The sequence below is a fragment of the Desulfosporosinus sp. BICA1-9 genome, from assembly GCF_000802135.1.
The window spans coordinates 1-15,620 of record NZ_JUEE01000073.1 but is presented as its reverse complement, the minus strand read 5'-3'; the positions used below and the strand labels follow the sequence as shown (position 1 = coordinate 15,620).

Below are 15,620 nucleotides of genomic sequence, written 5' to 3'. Positions count from 1 at the left end.
GGATGATCTTGCAATTCTGCACGAGTATCGGGAGGCCCCCGTATAAAAGCAATAATGAAAGTAAGGGGGCTTTCTTAGGGTATGTTCTTGCTCTTGGGGTATGATTTGCGAGGCACGAAAGTGTTTGGGTTAAGGAAGAAGTGAGGAGGTAACAAAATGTTAGAAACTGTTCAGGCCTTGACGAAGATTGTGGGTTCGGAGTATATCCATCTCACATTGGAGGATCGAATGTGCTATTCCTATGACGGCACCTTCCGAACCTTTTTGCCGGACTATATCGTTAGGCCAAAAAATACCCTGGAGATTCAAGAAATTGTAAAAGTAGCAGCAGCTCTTAAGATCCCCCTTTACCCAAGAGGAGCAGGAACGGGCTTAAGTGGGGGCTCGGTTCCCGTTAAGGGGGGGATCGTCATGGATCTTACCCGCTTAAATAGTATTATAGAAATTGATGCGAAGAACTTGGTGGCGATTGTTGAGCCAGGTGTCATCACTGCCGACCTACATAAGGCAGTTGAAGCCTTAGGGTTATACTATCCGCCCGATCCGGCCAGTTTGAAATCCTGTACTATGGGTGGCAATGTGGCAGAAGGAGCGGGTGGGCCCAGGGCCATTAAATACGGGGTCACTCGGGATTATGTCATGGGTTTAGAAGTGGTCACTGCTGCAGGCGAAATAATCCGTACCGGGGGTCGAACCGTTAAAAATGTTGCAGGTTATGACTTAACCCGGCTCTTTATCGGTTCGGAGGGGACACTAGGGGTGGTTACCCAGATTATAGTCAGGCTCATTCCTAAACCAGAAGCTAAAAAGACAATTTTGAGTATGTTTCCTAAACTCGACGGGGCAGCCGAGACAGTGCCTCAAATCATTGCGAGAGGAATTATTCCAGCTGCTTTAGAAATTATGGATGACTTGGCCATTAACTGTGTAGAAAATCACTTGCATATGGGACTTCCGAGGGATTCAGAAGCGATTCTGTTGATCGAAGTGGATGGAGACCAGGAGGTCGTTGAAAAACAGGCGCCGATCATTGCTCAGATCTGTCAAGACAATGGAGCATCAGAGGTTAGAGTAGCCAGTAACGATGCGGAATCGGACGAACTCTGGAAAGCTCGACGCGCAGTTTCGACCGCCATCGTACAGTTGAACCCGACTAAAATTGCGGAAGATGCTACGGTTCCCCGGACTCAGATTCCGGAGATGATTCGACGCTTGAAGAAGATCTCCGCTAAGTATGACCTGCCAATGCCGATTTATGGACATGCAGGGGATGGAAATTTGCATCCAAATATTTTAGCCAATCATCGAGATCCAGAGGAGATGGAGCGGGTCGAAAAGGCGGTAGAAGAAATTTTTAAAACCACAGTGGAATTAGGGGGGACGCTGTCGGGAGAGCATGGAATCGGGCTCATGAAAGCTCCTTTCATGAAACTCCAATTTACCCCAGTGGAAATGCACTATTTCCGGGAAGTCAAAAGGGCATTTGACCCCCATAACATTCTCAATCCAGGGAAGATTTTCGGGGGTGAGGAAAGTGAAGGATTATTCACATCTCCAAACGGAAATTGATCACTGCAGTAAATGTGGAGGTTGTTTGGTAGCTTGCCCTATTTATGGGGAACTAGGCGTAGAAACCATGGGTTCAAGGGGTAGAGTTTTTCTTTTTCGTCAGTATTTGGCGGGTAATCTAGAGCTGAGCAAAAAATTTGCCGAGACCATGTCTCTATGCTTATTGTGTAAAAATTGTACGGCTACTTGCCCGAATGGAGTGGCGACTGATCAACTGGTTTTGGCCGCTCGCCAAGAGCTTGTCGGTAAATATGGATTGCCTCTCATTAAAAAGACGGTTTTTCATCACTTGCTTAAATCCAATGGACGCTTAAACCTTGTCGCTAAGTTATTAACAGTCTACCAACGCACCGGATTGCGGTGGTTAGTACGAAAGTCTCGTCTCTTAAAACCTTTCCCTTCCAACTTAGAAGCTAAAGAGAAGCTTCTGCCGGATATTCAAGCCGGACGTCCTTTCCACCAAGGGGTTTCCCCAAGGATTTCCGTGGACAATCCCCAAAAACGTGTCGCTTATTTTACGGGTTGCATGACGAATTACATTTTTCAAAACACTGGAAAATCTGTACTCAAGGTGCTTAAAGAGAACCGTGTGGAGGTCTTCATTCCGGAGCAGCTGTGTTGTGGGGTACCAGCAGAGGCAAGTGGGGATGCGGAGACGATGTTGCATTTGGCCGCGGAAAATGTGAAATTTTTCTCTCGGTTAGAGGTTGACGCGATTATTACCGATTGCCCAAGTTGTGGGATGGCTCTCAAAGAGTATGGAGAGAAATTAGGGACTGAAGAGGCCAAAGCATTTAGTTCTAAAGTCAAGGATATTACCCAGTTCCTGATGCAAGATATTGAACTTAAGATTCCCATCAATAACCTTCCGGTCACAGTAACTTATCATGACCCATGCCATGCCATTAGGGGGCTAAAAATCCAAAAAGAACCACGTGAACTGCTTAAGAAAATTCCGGATCTTACACTCAAAGAAATGAACGGGGCGAACCAATGTTGTGGTTCAGCAGGTTCGTTCAATCTATCTTATTATCAGCTCTCAATGCAGATCCTTGATAAAAAACTTAAAAATATCACAGCTACTGAGGCTGAAGTGGTGGCTACCGCTTGTCCGGCCTGTGAAATGCAGATAGGTCATGGAGTTCGCAAGAAACATCTGACACAAAAAGTAATGCACCCGATTGAATTGCTTAGTCAGGCCTACTCGGCTGGGCATGAATAAAAAGACAGGCCGCTACAGTCGGGGCTGACGTAGTTTTGGTGGTAAAGCTAAGACCAACTGGGAGTGGTTGGGGAAAAAGATTCGAAATCATCTATTCGTTGTAGAAAGGCGGGAAAAGAATGAGCCTTGAACAATTGCTTGCCCATGTGCACATCCCTAAAATGGTTAGAGTACGTCAGAATTTCGCTAGACCCATGCTTACCGATATTCCGAAAACAGTGAAGGAAGAAATGCAACGACCGGAAATTCTCGGTCGGATAAAAAGCGGTGATAAGATTGCGGTCACAGCCGGAAGTAGAGGTATAGCGAACATTGTCATTATACTACGGGAAGTGGTAGCTAATTTAAAGGCCATAGGAGCAGAGCCTTTTATTATACCGACTATGGGGAGCCACGGCGGGGCGACGGCCGAAGGGCAAGTGGAGGTCCTACATAGTTTAGGGATTACTGAGGAATCGGTAGGGGCTCCGATTCAGGCCACTATGGATGTGGTACAAGTGGGAGTCTCAGCAGGAGGCATGCCTGTCTACTTCGATAAGTATGCCGCCACCGTGGCTGATGCTACAGTGATTATTAACCGAGTGAAACCGCATACTTCCTTTCGGGGATCATTTGAAAGTGGCTTGGCTAAAATGATTGCCATAGGGTTAGGTAAACAGCGAGGAGCCGAGTGCTGCCATTCCGGAGGTTCAGGGAAAATGTCCAAAAGAATCGAGGACATAGCTCAAACGTGTATCGAGAAGACAAATATAGTTTTTGCGCTGGGCATTATTGAGAATGCCTTTGATGAGACCTGTAAGATCGTGGCTCTCCCCAAGGAAGAAATCATGACTCAAGAGCCAGAACTCCTTGAAGAGGCTAGGACTAATTTGCCGCAAATCCTGTTTCCTAAATACGATGTCCTCATGGTTAACAAAATTGGCAAGAACATCAGTGGACTTGGTATGGATCCGAACATCATCAAGAGATTTCCTACCCTTGCTATGCAATTTGAGCCTTCGATGCAACGAATCGTCGTTCTTGACCTTACCGATGAAACACACGGAAATTTTCATGGCTTAGGCCTGGCTGATGTGTGCACTAAGCGGGTATTTGAAAAAATTGATTATAGTAAAACCTATCCTAATCCCTTGACCTCCAGACTTCCAGAGGCATCTAAGATTCCGATGGTTATGGAGAACGATATTCTTGCGCTTAAAGCAGCCATTCAAACCTGTTCTAACGTAGATTATAGCAAAATCAAAATAGTCTGGATTAAAAATACTCTGAAATTAGATGAAATTCTTATTTCCGAACATCTCCTTGATCAAGTGAGGTCAGATTCTAGACTAGAGATCAGGGGGGATCCCCAACCGATGGTCTTTAATGAGCGGGGAGATTTGCTAAGGGACTTCTAAAAAAATGACAAGAGGGATACTTTCGCCTGTAGGATGCTACCCCCACCGAAGGACAATATGGAATATCTACTCATCTACTCATAGAAAATGGGACTCGAGATCATTTTGCGTGCAAACTGGCAGATAAAGGGGGAAACAGGGGGACAGGTTTCTTGTTTTGATTGCGATCAAAACAAAGTACCTGTCCCCCTGTTTCCCTTTTGTTTTTAGGCTATGGCAAATACTTCCTTTACAAAAGAAAGATATTCGGGTGCTTTTTTAATGTCAGGTTCACCGTAGGACTGGGCTAATCCATGGCGTATGGCTCGTTTGATAACAGTGTCAAAGACCTTTATATCTGGGGTCTCAGCAAATTCTTTCCGTAGTTCTTGGAGCATCACATGATGAAGGTTGGTATGGTCTTGGACCATTGTAGGCAAAATCCCTAAAATGTTTAGCTTAGTACCTTGTTCCTGAATACCCTTGATTAGAACAATTGTCTCGTAGATACCATCAATTGACAGCCCCTCGGGAAGGACAGGGATGATAATATCTGTGGAGGCTAATAGAGAATTCAAAGTTGGCATGTCATTGCTAGGAGACGTGTCAATGAGAATGTAATCGTACTGAGTCTTTATCTGAGCAATTGCCTTTCTCAAAAGGTATTTGGGGGCAGGGAATAGCTTGGCATTAAGATGAGCCATGACTGTTGGACTAAGATTTGTTAGCGAAGTGTTTGATAAGTACAGATCCACCCCAAATGCATTTTGCTTGATGTCTTTCATGGTTGCTTCACCAATTAAAACATCGTAAATCGTTTTCTTTAGTTCAGCCTTCTTGATTCCGAAGGATAAGGCAATGTGACCTTGGGCATCCATGTCAATAATTGCTGTCTTATATCCTAGACTAACTAAGCCTACAGCCATGTTTGTGACGGTTGCCGTCTTGCCAACCCCACCTTTCTGTGAGGCAACAGATATGATTCGTGTAGCTTTTGTAATATTGTTAGTTTTAGAATGTTTAGCCATATTACAAACAACCCCTTCCTAAATATGTATGCTTTATTTTACCATAATATACCAAAAGCGTAAATACTTAGGTTGACAAAACGCTAATATAATATGCAGCGTTTCTGCCTAGAGAATCGACTATTTAATATACTAGAGATACAAGGGGAGAAACAAGGAGACGGATTCTTGGTTAGTCTTACTGAGATTCTTTTTGTAAGGTGTTTATTCTGGTAAGCACTGGTGGATGGCTATAACTAAACCAGACTATGAAGCGGGGGGGAGACAAATCCGATAGACTTTTGCTGGCTAGGTTTTTCTGCAACAGGATTTCCCCAGTCAGGTCTCCTGTGAGTTCGAGAGAAAAACGATCCGCACGTAGCTCCATTCCTCTGGATATGGCATTCTGAAGAGGATTGCTGACAAAGAAAAGCAGGATAAGTGCCAGTTGCAAGGCTGCCCAAAGCTGGGGCGGCTTTTTTCTGTTTTTTGGGAACCAAGGTTTTAAGAGGAAATTTAATAGACCAAAAACAATGAAACAGCCTAGCACCCCGTAGAAAAGGCCATAGCTGATATCCTTATTTCGCCAATGTCCCATCTCATGAGCAATCACGGCCTTGACCTCTGGTAAGGAATAATTGCGTAAGAGAGTGTCGTAAATGACAATTCGTTTAGTAGTACCCACTCCAGAAAAATAGGCGTTGGCTACTGTAGTCTGTCTGCTGGCGTCCATCACGAGAACAGCACCAATGTTTAGTCCAGCTCCTTGAGCAAGCTCATCAACCATGGTAACGACAGCGGGATCGTTCAAGGGTTCAAACTGGTTAAAAAGAGGGGAGATGACGATGGGCCAAAAAAGCTGCGCAATAACGAGCCAGATACTAAAGAGAGTAGCACCGACCAACCACCAATAGCGCGATAACCGGTTGACTAACCAGAAAAAAATCAGTCCTCCGACTAGAGAAGTGGAGAGATCGATTCCGGCACTTTTCAAATAATCAATCCACCAAGCTGCTATGCTTTGAGTACTAAAACCCCAGATTTTTTGCCAGTAATATCCGGTGTAATAAGAAAAAGGCAGGGAGAGAGCTTTAAATAGAAGCCACATGCTCAGGATGGATAAAGTAGAGGCAGACCAATAATTCCTACTAATCTTTTGAAGGCGCTGAAAGAAAGACTGTCCCATAGAACTAAAGAGCAACCAAAATAAAAGGACGGTTTGGAGAAAGAACTTTATTATATAGAGAATGCGGGGAGTTGAATTGAATATTCTAGCTTTATCAGCCATAGCCAGGGAAAAATACTTAGTCACCGATGGATCGATAGGTCCGGGAAAGAGGGCGGACAAAAAATATAAAAGAGCGAAAAGCGCGGCCAATCCTGAAAGGAGAAGCCAGGCGATTTTAGTACGGTGTAAGCTATAATTTAGATCATTCATTTTTTGAATTCTCCACCTTTATTATTAAATCTTCCTTTCATTATTATAGACCCAATCTGGAGTGCAATGCAGGGTTATTTTATGTTTTACTTGCCCAGGAGGGTCAGTGAAGAAGACTAATCAGCCTGGTCTAGATCTTATTGACACAAAACGCGAGAAGCACGTTGATTGTCCAGTTCAACGTGCTTCTCGCATCTATGACAGTCCTTCCGCAAAAGAGGGAAGAATACTATAAGGTTAGTTCAAATTATGAAGTACACAAACTTATTCTTCTAAAAACTCCATAAAGGGTTTTTCCATACTTACAAGTGCATTGACCATGAGTTCTACTAAACCACCATACTGAACATTGAATTTGGTCGTTGCCTCGTAAAACTCCAAAATGTCTCGAATAGCCCCTTTACAATTAGAACAAGGTGCGCAGACATATTTAGGTAGAGTAGTATTTTCCATACTATCTTGAAAGGCTCCCAGGATCTGATTAAACTTCATACGGGAACTTACTTTATTTCTCCAGTCAGAGAAATTCATGGAATTAGTAATGGCGAACCCGCCACCGCCGCCACAGCAGTAATTGTCGACTCCATGGGGAGTCATTTCCCTAAACTGAGGACAAATAGCTTTTAAGACCTTTCGTTGAGGTTCCACAATGCCCATTCCTCGAACATAATTACAAGGATCGTGAAGGGTTACAGGAAAATCGTTCTTACGGGGATCTAACCTTAATCGCCTTCGTTTGATCATATCCCAAAGAAGAGGGAGACAACTCTCAACCGGGACTTTAGCATCTCCATACACCATGCGATCTCCTATAAGTGCCGAAGCCTTATGGGCATGCCCACACTCCGCGATAACTATGCGGTTGACTCCTAATTCTTTGGCTACTTTCATCTGCAGTGTGGCTAGGGATTTTGCCTGGAAATCATCATACCAGATGCCGTAGTTTACATTGTCATATCCCGCGATTTCACTACTGAGGGTCCAACTTAAACCAGCTTCTTCGAAGAGGATAGCAAAGGCAATTGGGTTTTCCGGCCAAGCCATATACTCGCCCGCATTATGTAACAGCAGGATATCTGCACCTTTTTTGTCCATCGGAAATTTGATCTTTAAACCATACTTCTCTTCGATATCCTCTTCTAAAAACTCTATCGTATCTAAGAAAGCAGGTTTGCTGACTCCCGTAGATGAGCCAGTTTTTAGCTGAAGTACCGTACCTTTGGTATGCAGGGGAAGAGGAGCAATGCCCATCTCTTGGCTGAAAATCTTACGAATCTCTTTCGTGAGAATGGCATTATCTAAGCCCAGCGGGCAAGTCTGAGCACAACGACGGCAAAGATTACAGCGATACGCCAATTCTCCGAGTCGAGCAATTGTTTCCCAGTTCACATCGATATCTGCTCCAACAAAACGGCCTAACAGCTTTCCACTGGTGGTGAAGTACTTCTTAACAATTTTTCGGAGAACTTCAGAACGGAAAATTGGACGGTATAACTCGTTATTGCCAGACGCTTCGTAGATATGACAGGCAGCAGAACATGTGTCACACTTTGCGCAATATTCAAAGGACAATAAGAAGGGTTGGAGTGCACCATTGTTGGCGTCAGAAAAACTTTTTTCTAAGCCATTCAGGAATTTCCGTACAAATTCATCTTCTTCCACTTTAGTTTTTGGGCGAATTAATGTATCGATACCCACGTAGCCATCTAAAGAAGTACAGAATTTTTCTTTCCAGGCAGGCTTAGGATCCGTTAGTGGAGGTTCCATATCCGATCTATCATAGGGCGGAAATAAAGGCATTAGATCTTCAGGTTGGAGTTTGATTAGTTGCTCATCCGATCGTCCCATATCCTTGGGACGAAAATCCTTTTGATTTATCATACTCAGCTCTCCTCTTTCCGCAAAGTTAACTGCCGAAACTCTGTTAATTATTCTTTGTGTGTGTCGGTAGCACATTATGAAGAAAACAAGATGGTTATTGACATATGCCCCATTCAATCTTATTATACATTGTATCGAACATATGTCAATAATTAATTTACAGAATATTACTGTCAGATAACTGTTCAAGTCTGTTTCGGCCAGAAATCCCTCAAAGATAATTAGTGACAAGCGAATTGTTCCTAGAGAGGGTATAATATAATCATAAATGATAGCGCAGATATAGTTATTGACATATGTTTAAAATGAAGTATACTAAACAATTAAGAGCATATGTCAATAAGCGAGGAGATTTGCCGCTAATTGAGGTGAAAGAATTATGCCAAGACCACGAAAATGGAGAAAAGTGTGTTGCTTGCCGGAAAGCAACCGATTTGGGCCACTTAACGCTCTGATTAATCAAGAACACTTTGTAATTATGACCATTGATGAGTATGAGACGATACGGCTTATTGATTTAGAAGGATTTACGCAGGAAGAGTCCGCCGACCAAATGAAAATTGCCCGCACAACCGTTCAACGTATTTACAATGACGCGAGAAAAAAACTTGCGGAATCCTTAGTCCATGGAAAAGTTCTTAGGATAGAGGGTGGAGATTACAAGCTTTGTGACGGCCTTGAAAAAACATGCGGTTGTGGAGGTTGTCCTAGACATAGATGCAATGGAGGTTCTATGGAAGGTGATGATGGAGGTGAGTAAGTATGTATTCTGAGAAAGTAATTGAACACTTAAGTGCATTGCTCTAACCTTGGCGTAAGTGCTTTACATAATGCTATTAATAATTATTATGAAACTATTAAGACAAGTGTTAAGGAGGATTCCCAATGAAAGTTGCGATTCCAGTCGATGATAAGTCTTTGGAAACGAATGTATGCCAATCCTTTGGACGTACGCCCTTTTACCTTATTTATGATACGGAATCAAAGGAAAGTGTTTTTTTAGATAATAGTGCAGTTGCCAGCCAGGGTGGTGCTGGGATTAAGGCTGCGCAGATAATTGTAGATAACAAGGTGAGTGCTTTACTTACTCCTCGATGTGGAGAGAATGCAGCAGAAGTTTTAAGGGCAGCCAATATCAAATTATTCAAGACCGTCAATGCTTCTCTTAAGGATAATATTGATGCCTTAATAGAAGGGAAGCTTTCCTTGCTGGAAGATATTCATCCTGGGTTTCATGGGCATGGAGGTTGATAATAGTATGAAGATAGCTGTGCTAAGCGGCAAGGGCGGCACAGGCAAAACACTAGTATCAGTAAATCTGGCATCGGCGGCAAAGAAATCTATTTATTTGGACTGTGATGTTGAAGAGCCAAACGGGCATCTTTTTTTTAAACCCCAGGATATTGAAACTGAAAAAGTCTCAATTAAGATTCCTGTAGTCGATGAAACCCTTTGTAATGGCTGCCGTAAGTGTATTGACTTTTGTAAATTCAATGCCTTAGCCTATATTATTAACAAGTTGATTGTTTTTGACGAGGTTTGTCATTCCTGTGGAGGCTGCGTACTGTTTTGCCCCGAGAAAGCCTTATCCGAGAAAGAAAAAGTCATCGGAGAGGTTCAAATTGGTGTTTCTGAAAATGTTGTCGTAATTACAGGGGTATTAAATACTGGAGAAAGGTCCGGTGTTCCCATTATCAAGAAGCTTTTACAGGGCATCCCGGTAGGGATAGAATTTGCCTTTATAGATTGTCCTCCCGGAAGTGCCTGTATTGTCATGGAAAGCATCAAAGATGCCGATTATTGCATTTTAGTAGCGGAGCCCACTTTGTTTGGTGTTCATAATCTTAACATGGTCTATGAACTGATTAAGTTGTTTGACAAACCGCATGGCGTAGTCCTTAACAAATGTCTTGAGGGAGAAAATCCTGCCGAAGAATTTTGCCTCAAAAAGAATATTAACATTTTGGGCAGGATTCCTTTTGAAAGCAAGCTCGGAATGCTGAATTCGAATGCTCAGATATTAGTCAGAGAGAACCAGAAGTATCGGGAAATCTTCTCTTCCATGCTTCAAACTGTGGCTAAGGAGGTAGCAATGTGAAACAGTTACTAATCCTTAGTGGCAAGGGCGGTACGGGGAAAACAACGATTGCCAGTGCTTTTATTAAGTTATCAAATGCCAATGTATATGCAGATTGTGATGTGGATGCACCTAATTTGCATTTGGTTATGAATCAGGCTTCGGAAGCCAAACGATCAGACTATTATGGGTTGCCCAAGGCGGAAATTGATCTCCAGTTGTGTGTGCAATGTGACCTGTGCAGACAAAACTGTCGTTTCGATGCCATTGAGGCAGACCTTGATTATAAGGTTGATTACTATGCCTGTGAAGGTTGTGGGACTTGTGAAGCTGTTTGTCCGGTAGGAGCCGTATCCTTTAAACCTGCCAGAGCAGGGGAATTAATGCTGTATCTGAAGGATTCCGTGTTTTCCACTGCCGAACTTAAAATGGGGAGCGGCAGCTCGGGGATGCTGGTCACTGAGGTGAAAAAGCAGATGAAGTCAGCGGCTAAGGATGCGGGGCTAGCAATCATTGATGGATCTCCCGGCATAGGATGTCCGGTCATTGCCGCTCTTACAGGTGTTGATATGGTCTTGATAGTTGCAGAGCCTACTATCTCAGGCATTAGTGATATGAGAAGAATCGTTCAGACTGCTCAAAAATTCCATACGAGAATTGCAGTTTGCATCAATAAATACGACACTAATATTGAAAAAACAAAAAAAATTGAGTCCTTTTGTGAAGAACTCTACTTACCTTGTGCAGGAAGAATACCCTATGACGCAGATGCTGTGCAAGCAATCAATCAAGGTCAGAGTATTGTTGAGATGGATTGCGCAGCAGGGCGTGCTGCTAAAGTTGTTTTTGATGAGACGATTAAACTCTTATTCAATGATAGTTTAGGGTTGTAAGGGTGAATCAATTGAACAAAAAAATCGCCAAAATTTTAACAGCTGTAACAGATAGGCTTTAACACCTTCTACGTATTTTAGTGGTGGGTGTTTTTGCATTAAAAGACCTTATATTTTAACGTTATAAGGTCTCTTAGGTAGGGCTTGCTAATTTATCGAAAAGTCAAGACTTTGCAAGGGTTTACGGGTAGTTTCTTAATAAATATGTGCATGAAAAAACAGCCTTTGGCGTCAAAAACCGTGTACATGGAGTTAAAATCAAATGTTGCACCGGTGCACCATTTGGCCTCTCTTCCCCGACGGGGGGAGTATAAAATAACCTATGAATATTATTCCGCTGCACCCTATAGAGTGAAAAAGGTCCTGGAAACTCATGGTAACGGCATCGCGGCTAAGATTAATAGGGATCAAACAACAGACTTGTAAAATCATGCTTACCAATGCCATGGAGGTCGGCAAGCGCCTGAAGGAGGCCAAGGCCTTGCTCCCCCATGGAGGTCAAATTCGTCAGCGCTGACGAATTTGACCTACTACCTGGCCCTTCTCCTTCTGGGGATTCCGGAAGATGAGCGGGAGAAATTTATCCTGCAGCATGTATAGATGAAGAGCCAACGGAGAAAATCTGTTGACTCCTTTTTCCATTGGAGAGATTAGTATATTTCGGAATAGCGCGATTACCGATTATAAGAGGTCACCACTTTCTCGTAGTGATCCTGGTGATCCAGTAAAAAAGCCTCCATAGCTGGTAATTATAAAATTATGTCCATGTTAAAAAAGACTTGCCCCGACCTCTTGATCCCATAGACAATCGGAAGTAAACTAAAGATACTGGCAAAGTTTCCTCCGAGACCTTATCCGTGCCAACCTAAAAGTGATACTCACCCTATCAAAGAAATTAAGGAGAACTATCATGCGTGAGCGAATTATCCAGACCGCTACTGAGTTGATTAAACAATACGGGTTAAGAGGCTTTACTCTTGATGACATCACCGGCGAATTGAGCATGAGTAAAAAAACCCTCTATAAATACTTTGCCTCCAAAAACGACCTGATTTCCGAAATTGTACAAAGAGCTGCTGAAATTGAAAAACAACGGGTGCTGCAAGAAATCGAGGGCTGTACGACCTGGCTTGAAAAGCTCAATGCTATCCTTTCCGTATACTCCTATCCAGCCATTCCCTTCCGCGTCCTCAATGAACTGCAGCGTTATTTTCCCGCCGAACAGGAGACTATCGAAGAAATTCGCCGTTTCCGCCAAGAGATGGCTATGACTGTCTTAGAGGAGGGCATCGCCAAAGGTGAGATCCGGGATGATATTGATCCGGCCATCATGTTGCTGACGTTTACTAAGACGGTTCTGTCACCCATGGAAGACCAATTTTTAAATGCTAATGACATTACTATTAACCAACTTCTAGAACAAATGAAAAAGCTCTTGTTTTACGGCATCTTAAATCGTTGAGGAGGAATTTCTAAACTATGTTAAAAACCAAACAGCTGACTACTGTCTTCATAACCTTTCTTCTGCTTCCCGTCTTCTTAATCGGCTGTAGTTCTCAGCCGACTGACACCACCCCGGTGGAGATTACCCGACCGGTAACGGTTTCAGCGCTGACCGAACAGTCCCAGTCGGTTAGGTTGGAGTACTTAGGCGTCATCGGCTCCGGTGAATTAAAGAAGTACAGTTTTAAAGTCCCCGGGAAATTGGCACAACTGAAGGTAAGCAAAGGAGAGGCTATTCATCAGGGTGAACTGCTCGCCAGCCTGGATCAGACGGATCATTACCTAGCCCTGCGCAATTCTCAACTTAACCTTTCTCAGGCTGAGCAAGTGTATCTGGATGCCCAGTCCCAATATACCAATTATCAGGAACTCTTAAAGGCCGGAGCCATGGCCCAAATTGATCTGGATAAAGCCAAACTGGATAGGGATGTTAAAGAATCTGCTTACCAGAAGGCTCAAGTCGATGTGGAAGCCAAACAAAATAGTCTCAACGATACGAAGCTTTATGCAGATATGGAGGGCTATGTGACGGATATCCTCTATAAGGAAGGGGAAAATTTAGCCGCTGGCTATCCTGTTATCGTCGTCCGCAGCCAAAAGCAAGTGATCAATGTCGGTCTTAACCAGACCGATGTCACGAAGATTAAGCTGGGGACGCAAGTTGAAGTCAAAGTCGGCAGCTTTAGCGGAACGGGAGAAGTAACCCGCATCGATCAAGTGCCGGATACCGAGACTCGTACCTATAACACCGAGATTAAATTAACCAAAGAAATCCCGGCCCAGGCCTATTTTATTGGTGCCACAGCGGATGTTTCACTGGCTAATGGTACCGAGCAAGGCATTTGGATTCCTATCTCTGCAGTGATGAATGACGGCGAGGATTATGTTTTTATTGTCCAAGCTGACCGGGCTGTGAAAAAGAATATTAGCTTAAAAAACAGTCAGGGCTTTAATGTGCGAGTTGAAGGACTTAATTCGGGAGATAACCTAGTCACCTCCGGCATGAAGGAACTGAGTGAGGGCATGAAAGTTACGATTCCTCAGACGGCAGGAGGGCAATGATGGAAAAGGAAAAAGAAAAAGAAAAGGGTCTGATTTATCAAGTCATTCATAATCGCCGATTTACCCTTTTCTTCACGTTAGTGATCCTGTTGCTCGGACTTTACAGTTATTATGTCATACCCAAACAAGAAAGCCCCAATGTAAATGCCCCTTTTGCGATTATTAAGACAGTCTATCCGGGAGCTGAACCCGCCGATGTGGAAAAGCTCGTCACTAAAGTCATCGAAGATAAAACCATCGAAGTTCCAGGTTACAAGACTTCCTCCTCCTTTTCCCGCAATAGCGTTTCCATCGTCGTCTTGGAATTGCAAAATGATGCGGATGTGGATAAAGCCTGGATCGATCTGCGCCGCTTTATGGACGAGCTCCAAAGCAGTCTGCCGTCGGAATGCCAAAAGATTGAGGTTGATACGGATTTAGCGGGTACTCCCGGCATGATTCTCAGCTTTTCCGGTGAGCAGTATTCTTATGAACAGCTTTCCGACTTCGCTGATCAATATAAAAATGAGTTAAGCAAAGTCAACGGCCTAGCCCGTTTTGAAGTGGATGGGGTACAAAAAAAAGAAGCCCAGGTAGAAGTCAATACTGCCCGACTAAACCAATTTGTCTTATCCTTGGATGACATTGTCAATGCTTTGAAGATCCAAAATGTCAATATTCCCGCCGGTTCCCTGAGTAATGGAACGACCAAGATTAATGTCAGCATCCCGGGCAGTTTTAACTCCCTTCAGGACATTGAAAATTCCGTCGTGTCAGTCTCCCAAACTACCGGAGCAATCGTGCATTTAAAGGATATTGCCACTGTGTCCTGGCAGTTGTCAGATTCCACGACCCGGATCAGAGAAAACGGCCAGAAGGCCATTTTGTTAAGTGCCTTTTTTTCTGACAATAAGAATATCGTTCTCATAGGCCACGACTTGCAGACTAAGCTTAATCAGCTCCAACAGCAAATGCCTCCCGGCTTAACCGTCGATGAGGTCATCTACCAACCAGCTAATGTCAATGAAAGTGTGACTAACTTCTTTAGAAACCTCCTCGAAGGAATAGCCCTGGTCCTAGTGGTGGTTTTCCTTGGTATGGGACTAAAGAATGCCATTGTCGCTTCTGCAGCCGTCCCTATCTCCATCCTGATCGCTTTCTGCGCCATGTACCTCCTTCAGATCAGAGTGCATGAGATCTCTATCGCGGCCTTGATCATTGCTTTAGGGATGTTGATCGATGATGCTATCGTGATTATTGATTCGATCCAGGTGCTGATCGACGAAGGGATGGAGAAAATGTCCGCCTGTGTACTCGGTACCAAGCGGGCTGTCCTACCCGTATTCACGGCGACATTAACCACTGCGGCTGCTTTTACCCCTATGCTCTTCGTACCCGGTCCGGCGGGAGAGTTCCTGCGTGCCTTGCCTCAGGTCGTGATTTTGGCTGTCGCTGCCTCGTTTATAGTTGCTATCTTTGTTACCCCGGTCCTGGCTTATATCTTTTTTGATCAACTCAAACCGGGAAAAGTTCATCAGCGATCCCCTGTGAAAAGCTTCTACCAAGGCTTCCTAAGGATCGGCATGAAGTATAAGAAACTGACCCTTCTTTTA

Annotated in this window: 14 protein-coding genes and 1 pseudogene; 12 read left to right on the top strand and 3 right to left on the bottom strand. The window is 43.8% G+C overall.

Translation table 11 applies throughout. The features are described from left to right. Positions 1–156 precede the first annotated feature (156 nt). The 3 genes from JL57_RS09340 to JL57_RS09330 all read left to right on the top strand — a co-directional run bounded on the left by JL57_RS09340 (position 157) and on the right by JL57_RS09330 (position 4,188). A complete protein-coding gene (locus tag JL57_RS09340; protein ID WP_034141784.1) occupies positions 157–1,569 on the top strand; it encodes an FAD-binding oxidoreductase in 1,413 nt (470 codons plus the stop codon). Then, positions 1,535–2,791, top strand: coding sequence for a (Fe-S)-binding protein (locus JL57_RS09335; protein ID WP_034141783.1), 1,257 nt, complete (start codon positions 1,535–1,537; stop codon positions 2,789–2,791). Before JL57_RS09340 ends, JL57_RS09335 begins: the two co-directional genes overlap by 35 nt. Before the next feature lie 119 nt (positions 2,792–2,910). Beyond that, on the top strand, positions 2,911–4,188 hold the full coding sequence (locus JL57_RS09330) for a hypothetical protein (protein WP_034141782.1): 1,278 nt from the start codon (positions 2,911–2,913) through the stop codon (positions 4,186–4,188). Between the two features lie 206 nt (positions 4,189–4,394). Here JL57_RS09330 and JL57_RS09325 read toward each other — a convergent pair whose 3' ends face one another. Continuing rightward, complete coding sequence (locus JL57_RS09325; RefSeq protein ID WP_034141781.1) at positions 4,395–5,195, bottom strand: ParA family protein; 801 nt, start codon at positions 5,193–5,195, stop codon at positions 4,395–4,397. A gap of 178 nt (positions 5,196–5,373) precedes the next feature. After that, the gene (locus tag JL57_RS09320) at positions 5,374–6,612 is read right to left on the bottom strand and encodes a M48 family metallopeptidase (RefSeq protein WP_034141780.1); all 1,239 of its coding nucleotides are present in this window, start codon (positions 6,610–6,612) and stop codon (positions 5,374–5,376) included. A 106-nt stretch (positions 6,613–6,718) separates the two neighbouring features. Between JL57_RS09320 and JL57_RS33980 the strand changes: the two genes are divergently transcribed. After that, positions 6,719–6,847, top strand: coding sequence for a hypothetical protein (locus tag JL57_RS33980; RefSeq protein WP_291299892.1), 129 nt, complete (start codon positions 6,719–6,721; stop codon positions 6,845–6,847). 29 nt (positions 6,848–6,876) lie between these two features. Here the strand turns inward: JL57_RS33980 and JL57_RS09315 are convergent, their stop codons facing one another. Beyond that, complete coding sequence (locus JL57_RS09315) at positions 6,877–8,493, bottom strand: (Fe-S)-binding protein (protein WP_034141779.1); 1,617 nt, start codon at positions 8,491–8,493, stop codon at positions 6,877–6,879. A 379-nt stretch (positions 8,494–8,872) separates the two neighbouring features. Here JL57_RS09315 and JL57_RS09310 point away from each other — a divergent pair, with 379 nt between their 5' ends. From JL57_RS09310 to JL57_RS09275, 8 genes and pseudogenes are all read left to right on the top strand, one after another. Further along, positions 8,873–9,253 carry a DUF134 domain-containing protein gene (locus JL57_RS09310; protein ID WP_034141778.1) on the top strand — a complete coding sequence of 127 codons (381 nt, stop codon included), beginning with the start codon at positions 8,873–8,875 and terminating at the stop codon, positions 9,251–9,253. A gap of 125 nt (positions 9,254–9,378) precedes the next feature. Next, entirely contained in the window at positions 9,379–9,744 is a 366-nt protein-coding gene (locus tag JL57_RS09305) for a NifB/NifX family molybdenum-iron cluster-binding protein (RefSeq protein ID WP_034141777.1), read from the top strand. 7 nt (positions 9,745–9,751) lie between these two features. Beyond that, complete coding sequence (locus tag JL57_RS09300) at positions 9,752–10,591, top strand: 4Fe-4S binding protein (protein WP_034141776.1); 840 nt, start codon at positions 9,752–9,754, stop codon at positions 10,589–10,591. Continuing rightward, the gene (locus tag JL57_RS09295; protein WP_034141775.1) at positions 10,588–11,463 is read left to right on the top strand and encodes an ATP-binding protein; all 876 of its coding nucleotides are present in this window, start codon (positions 10,588–10,590) and stop codon (positions 11,461–11,463) included. Before JL57_RS09300 ends, JL57_RS09295 begins: the two co-directional genes overlap by 4 nt. Before the next feature lie 351 nt (positions 11,464–11,814). Further along, positions 11,815–12,057 (top strand): annotated as a pseudogene (locus tag JL57_RS33975) (DUF3102 domain-containing protein); the annotation flags it as partial. Positions 12,058–12,373: 316 nt separating this feature from the next. After that, positions 12,374–12,925 (top strand): TetR/AcrR family transcriptional regulator, encoded by a 552-nt coding sequence (locus JL57_RS09285; RefSeq protein ID WP_034141773.1) that lies wholly within the window; start codon positions 12,374–12,376, stop codon positions 12,923–12,925. 17 nt (positions 12,926–12,942) lie between these two features. Further along, the gene (locus tag JL57_RS09280; RefSeq protein ID WP_034141772.1) at positions 12,943–14,028 is read left to right on the top strand and encodes an efflux RND transporter periplasmic adaptor subunit; all 1,086 of its coding nucleotides are present in this window, start codon (positions 12,943–12,945) and stop codon (positions 14,026–14,028) included. Next, a partial coding sequence (locus JL57_RS09275) for an efflux RND transporter permease subunit (protein WP_291299891.1) occupies positions 14,025–15,620 on the top strand: 1,596 nt, incomplete at its 3' end. The genes JL57_RS09280 and JL57_RS09275, both read left to right, overlap by 4 nt.

Excerpts from the sequence above, each read along its gene's own strand:
- JL57_RS09340 (WP_034141784.1), top strand. The coding sequence starts at position 157 with ATGTTAGAAACTGTTCAGGCCTTGACGAAGATTGTGGGTTCGGAGTAT.
- JL57_RS09330 (WP_034141782.1), top strand. The coding sequence starts at position 2,911 with ATGAGCCTTGAACAATTGCTTGCCCATGTGCACATCCCTAAAATGGTT.
- JL57_RS09325 (WP_034141781.1), bottom strand. The coding sequence starts at position 5,195 with ATGGCTAAACATTCTAAAACTAACAATATTACAAAAGCTACACGAATC.
- JL57_RS09320 (WP_034141780.1), bottom strand. The coding sequence starts at position 6,612 with ATGAATGATCTAAATTATAGCTTACACCGTACTAAAATCGCCTGGCTT.
- JL57_RS09315 (WP_034141779.1), bottom strand. The coding sequence starts at position 8,493 with ATGATAAATCAAAAGGATTTTCGTCCCAAGGATATGGGACGATCGGAT.
- JL57_RS09310 (WP_034141778.1), top strand. The coding sequence starts at position 8,873 with ATGCCAAGACCACGAAAATGGAGAAAAGTGTGTTGCTTGCCGGAAAGC.
- JL57_RS09305 (WP_034141777.1), top strand. The coding sequence starts at position 9,379 with ATGAAAGTTGCGATTCCAGTCGATGATAAGTCTTTGGAAACGAATGTA.
- JL57_RS09300 (WP_034141776.1), top strand. The coding sequence starts at position 9,752 with ATGAAGATAGCTGTGCTAAGCGGCAAGGGCGGCACAGGCAAAACACTA.
- JL57_RS09285 (WP_034141773.1), top strand. The coding sequence starts at position 12,374 with ATGCGTGAGCGAATTATCCAGACCGCTACTGAGTTGATTAAACAATAC.
- JL57_RS09280 (WP_034141772.1), top strand. The coding sequence starts at position 12,943 with ATGTTAAAAACCAAACAGCTGACTACTGTCTTCATAACCTTTCTTCTG.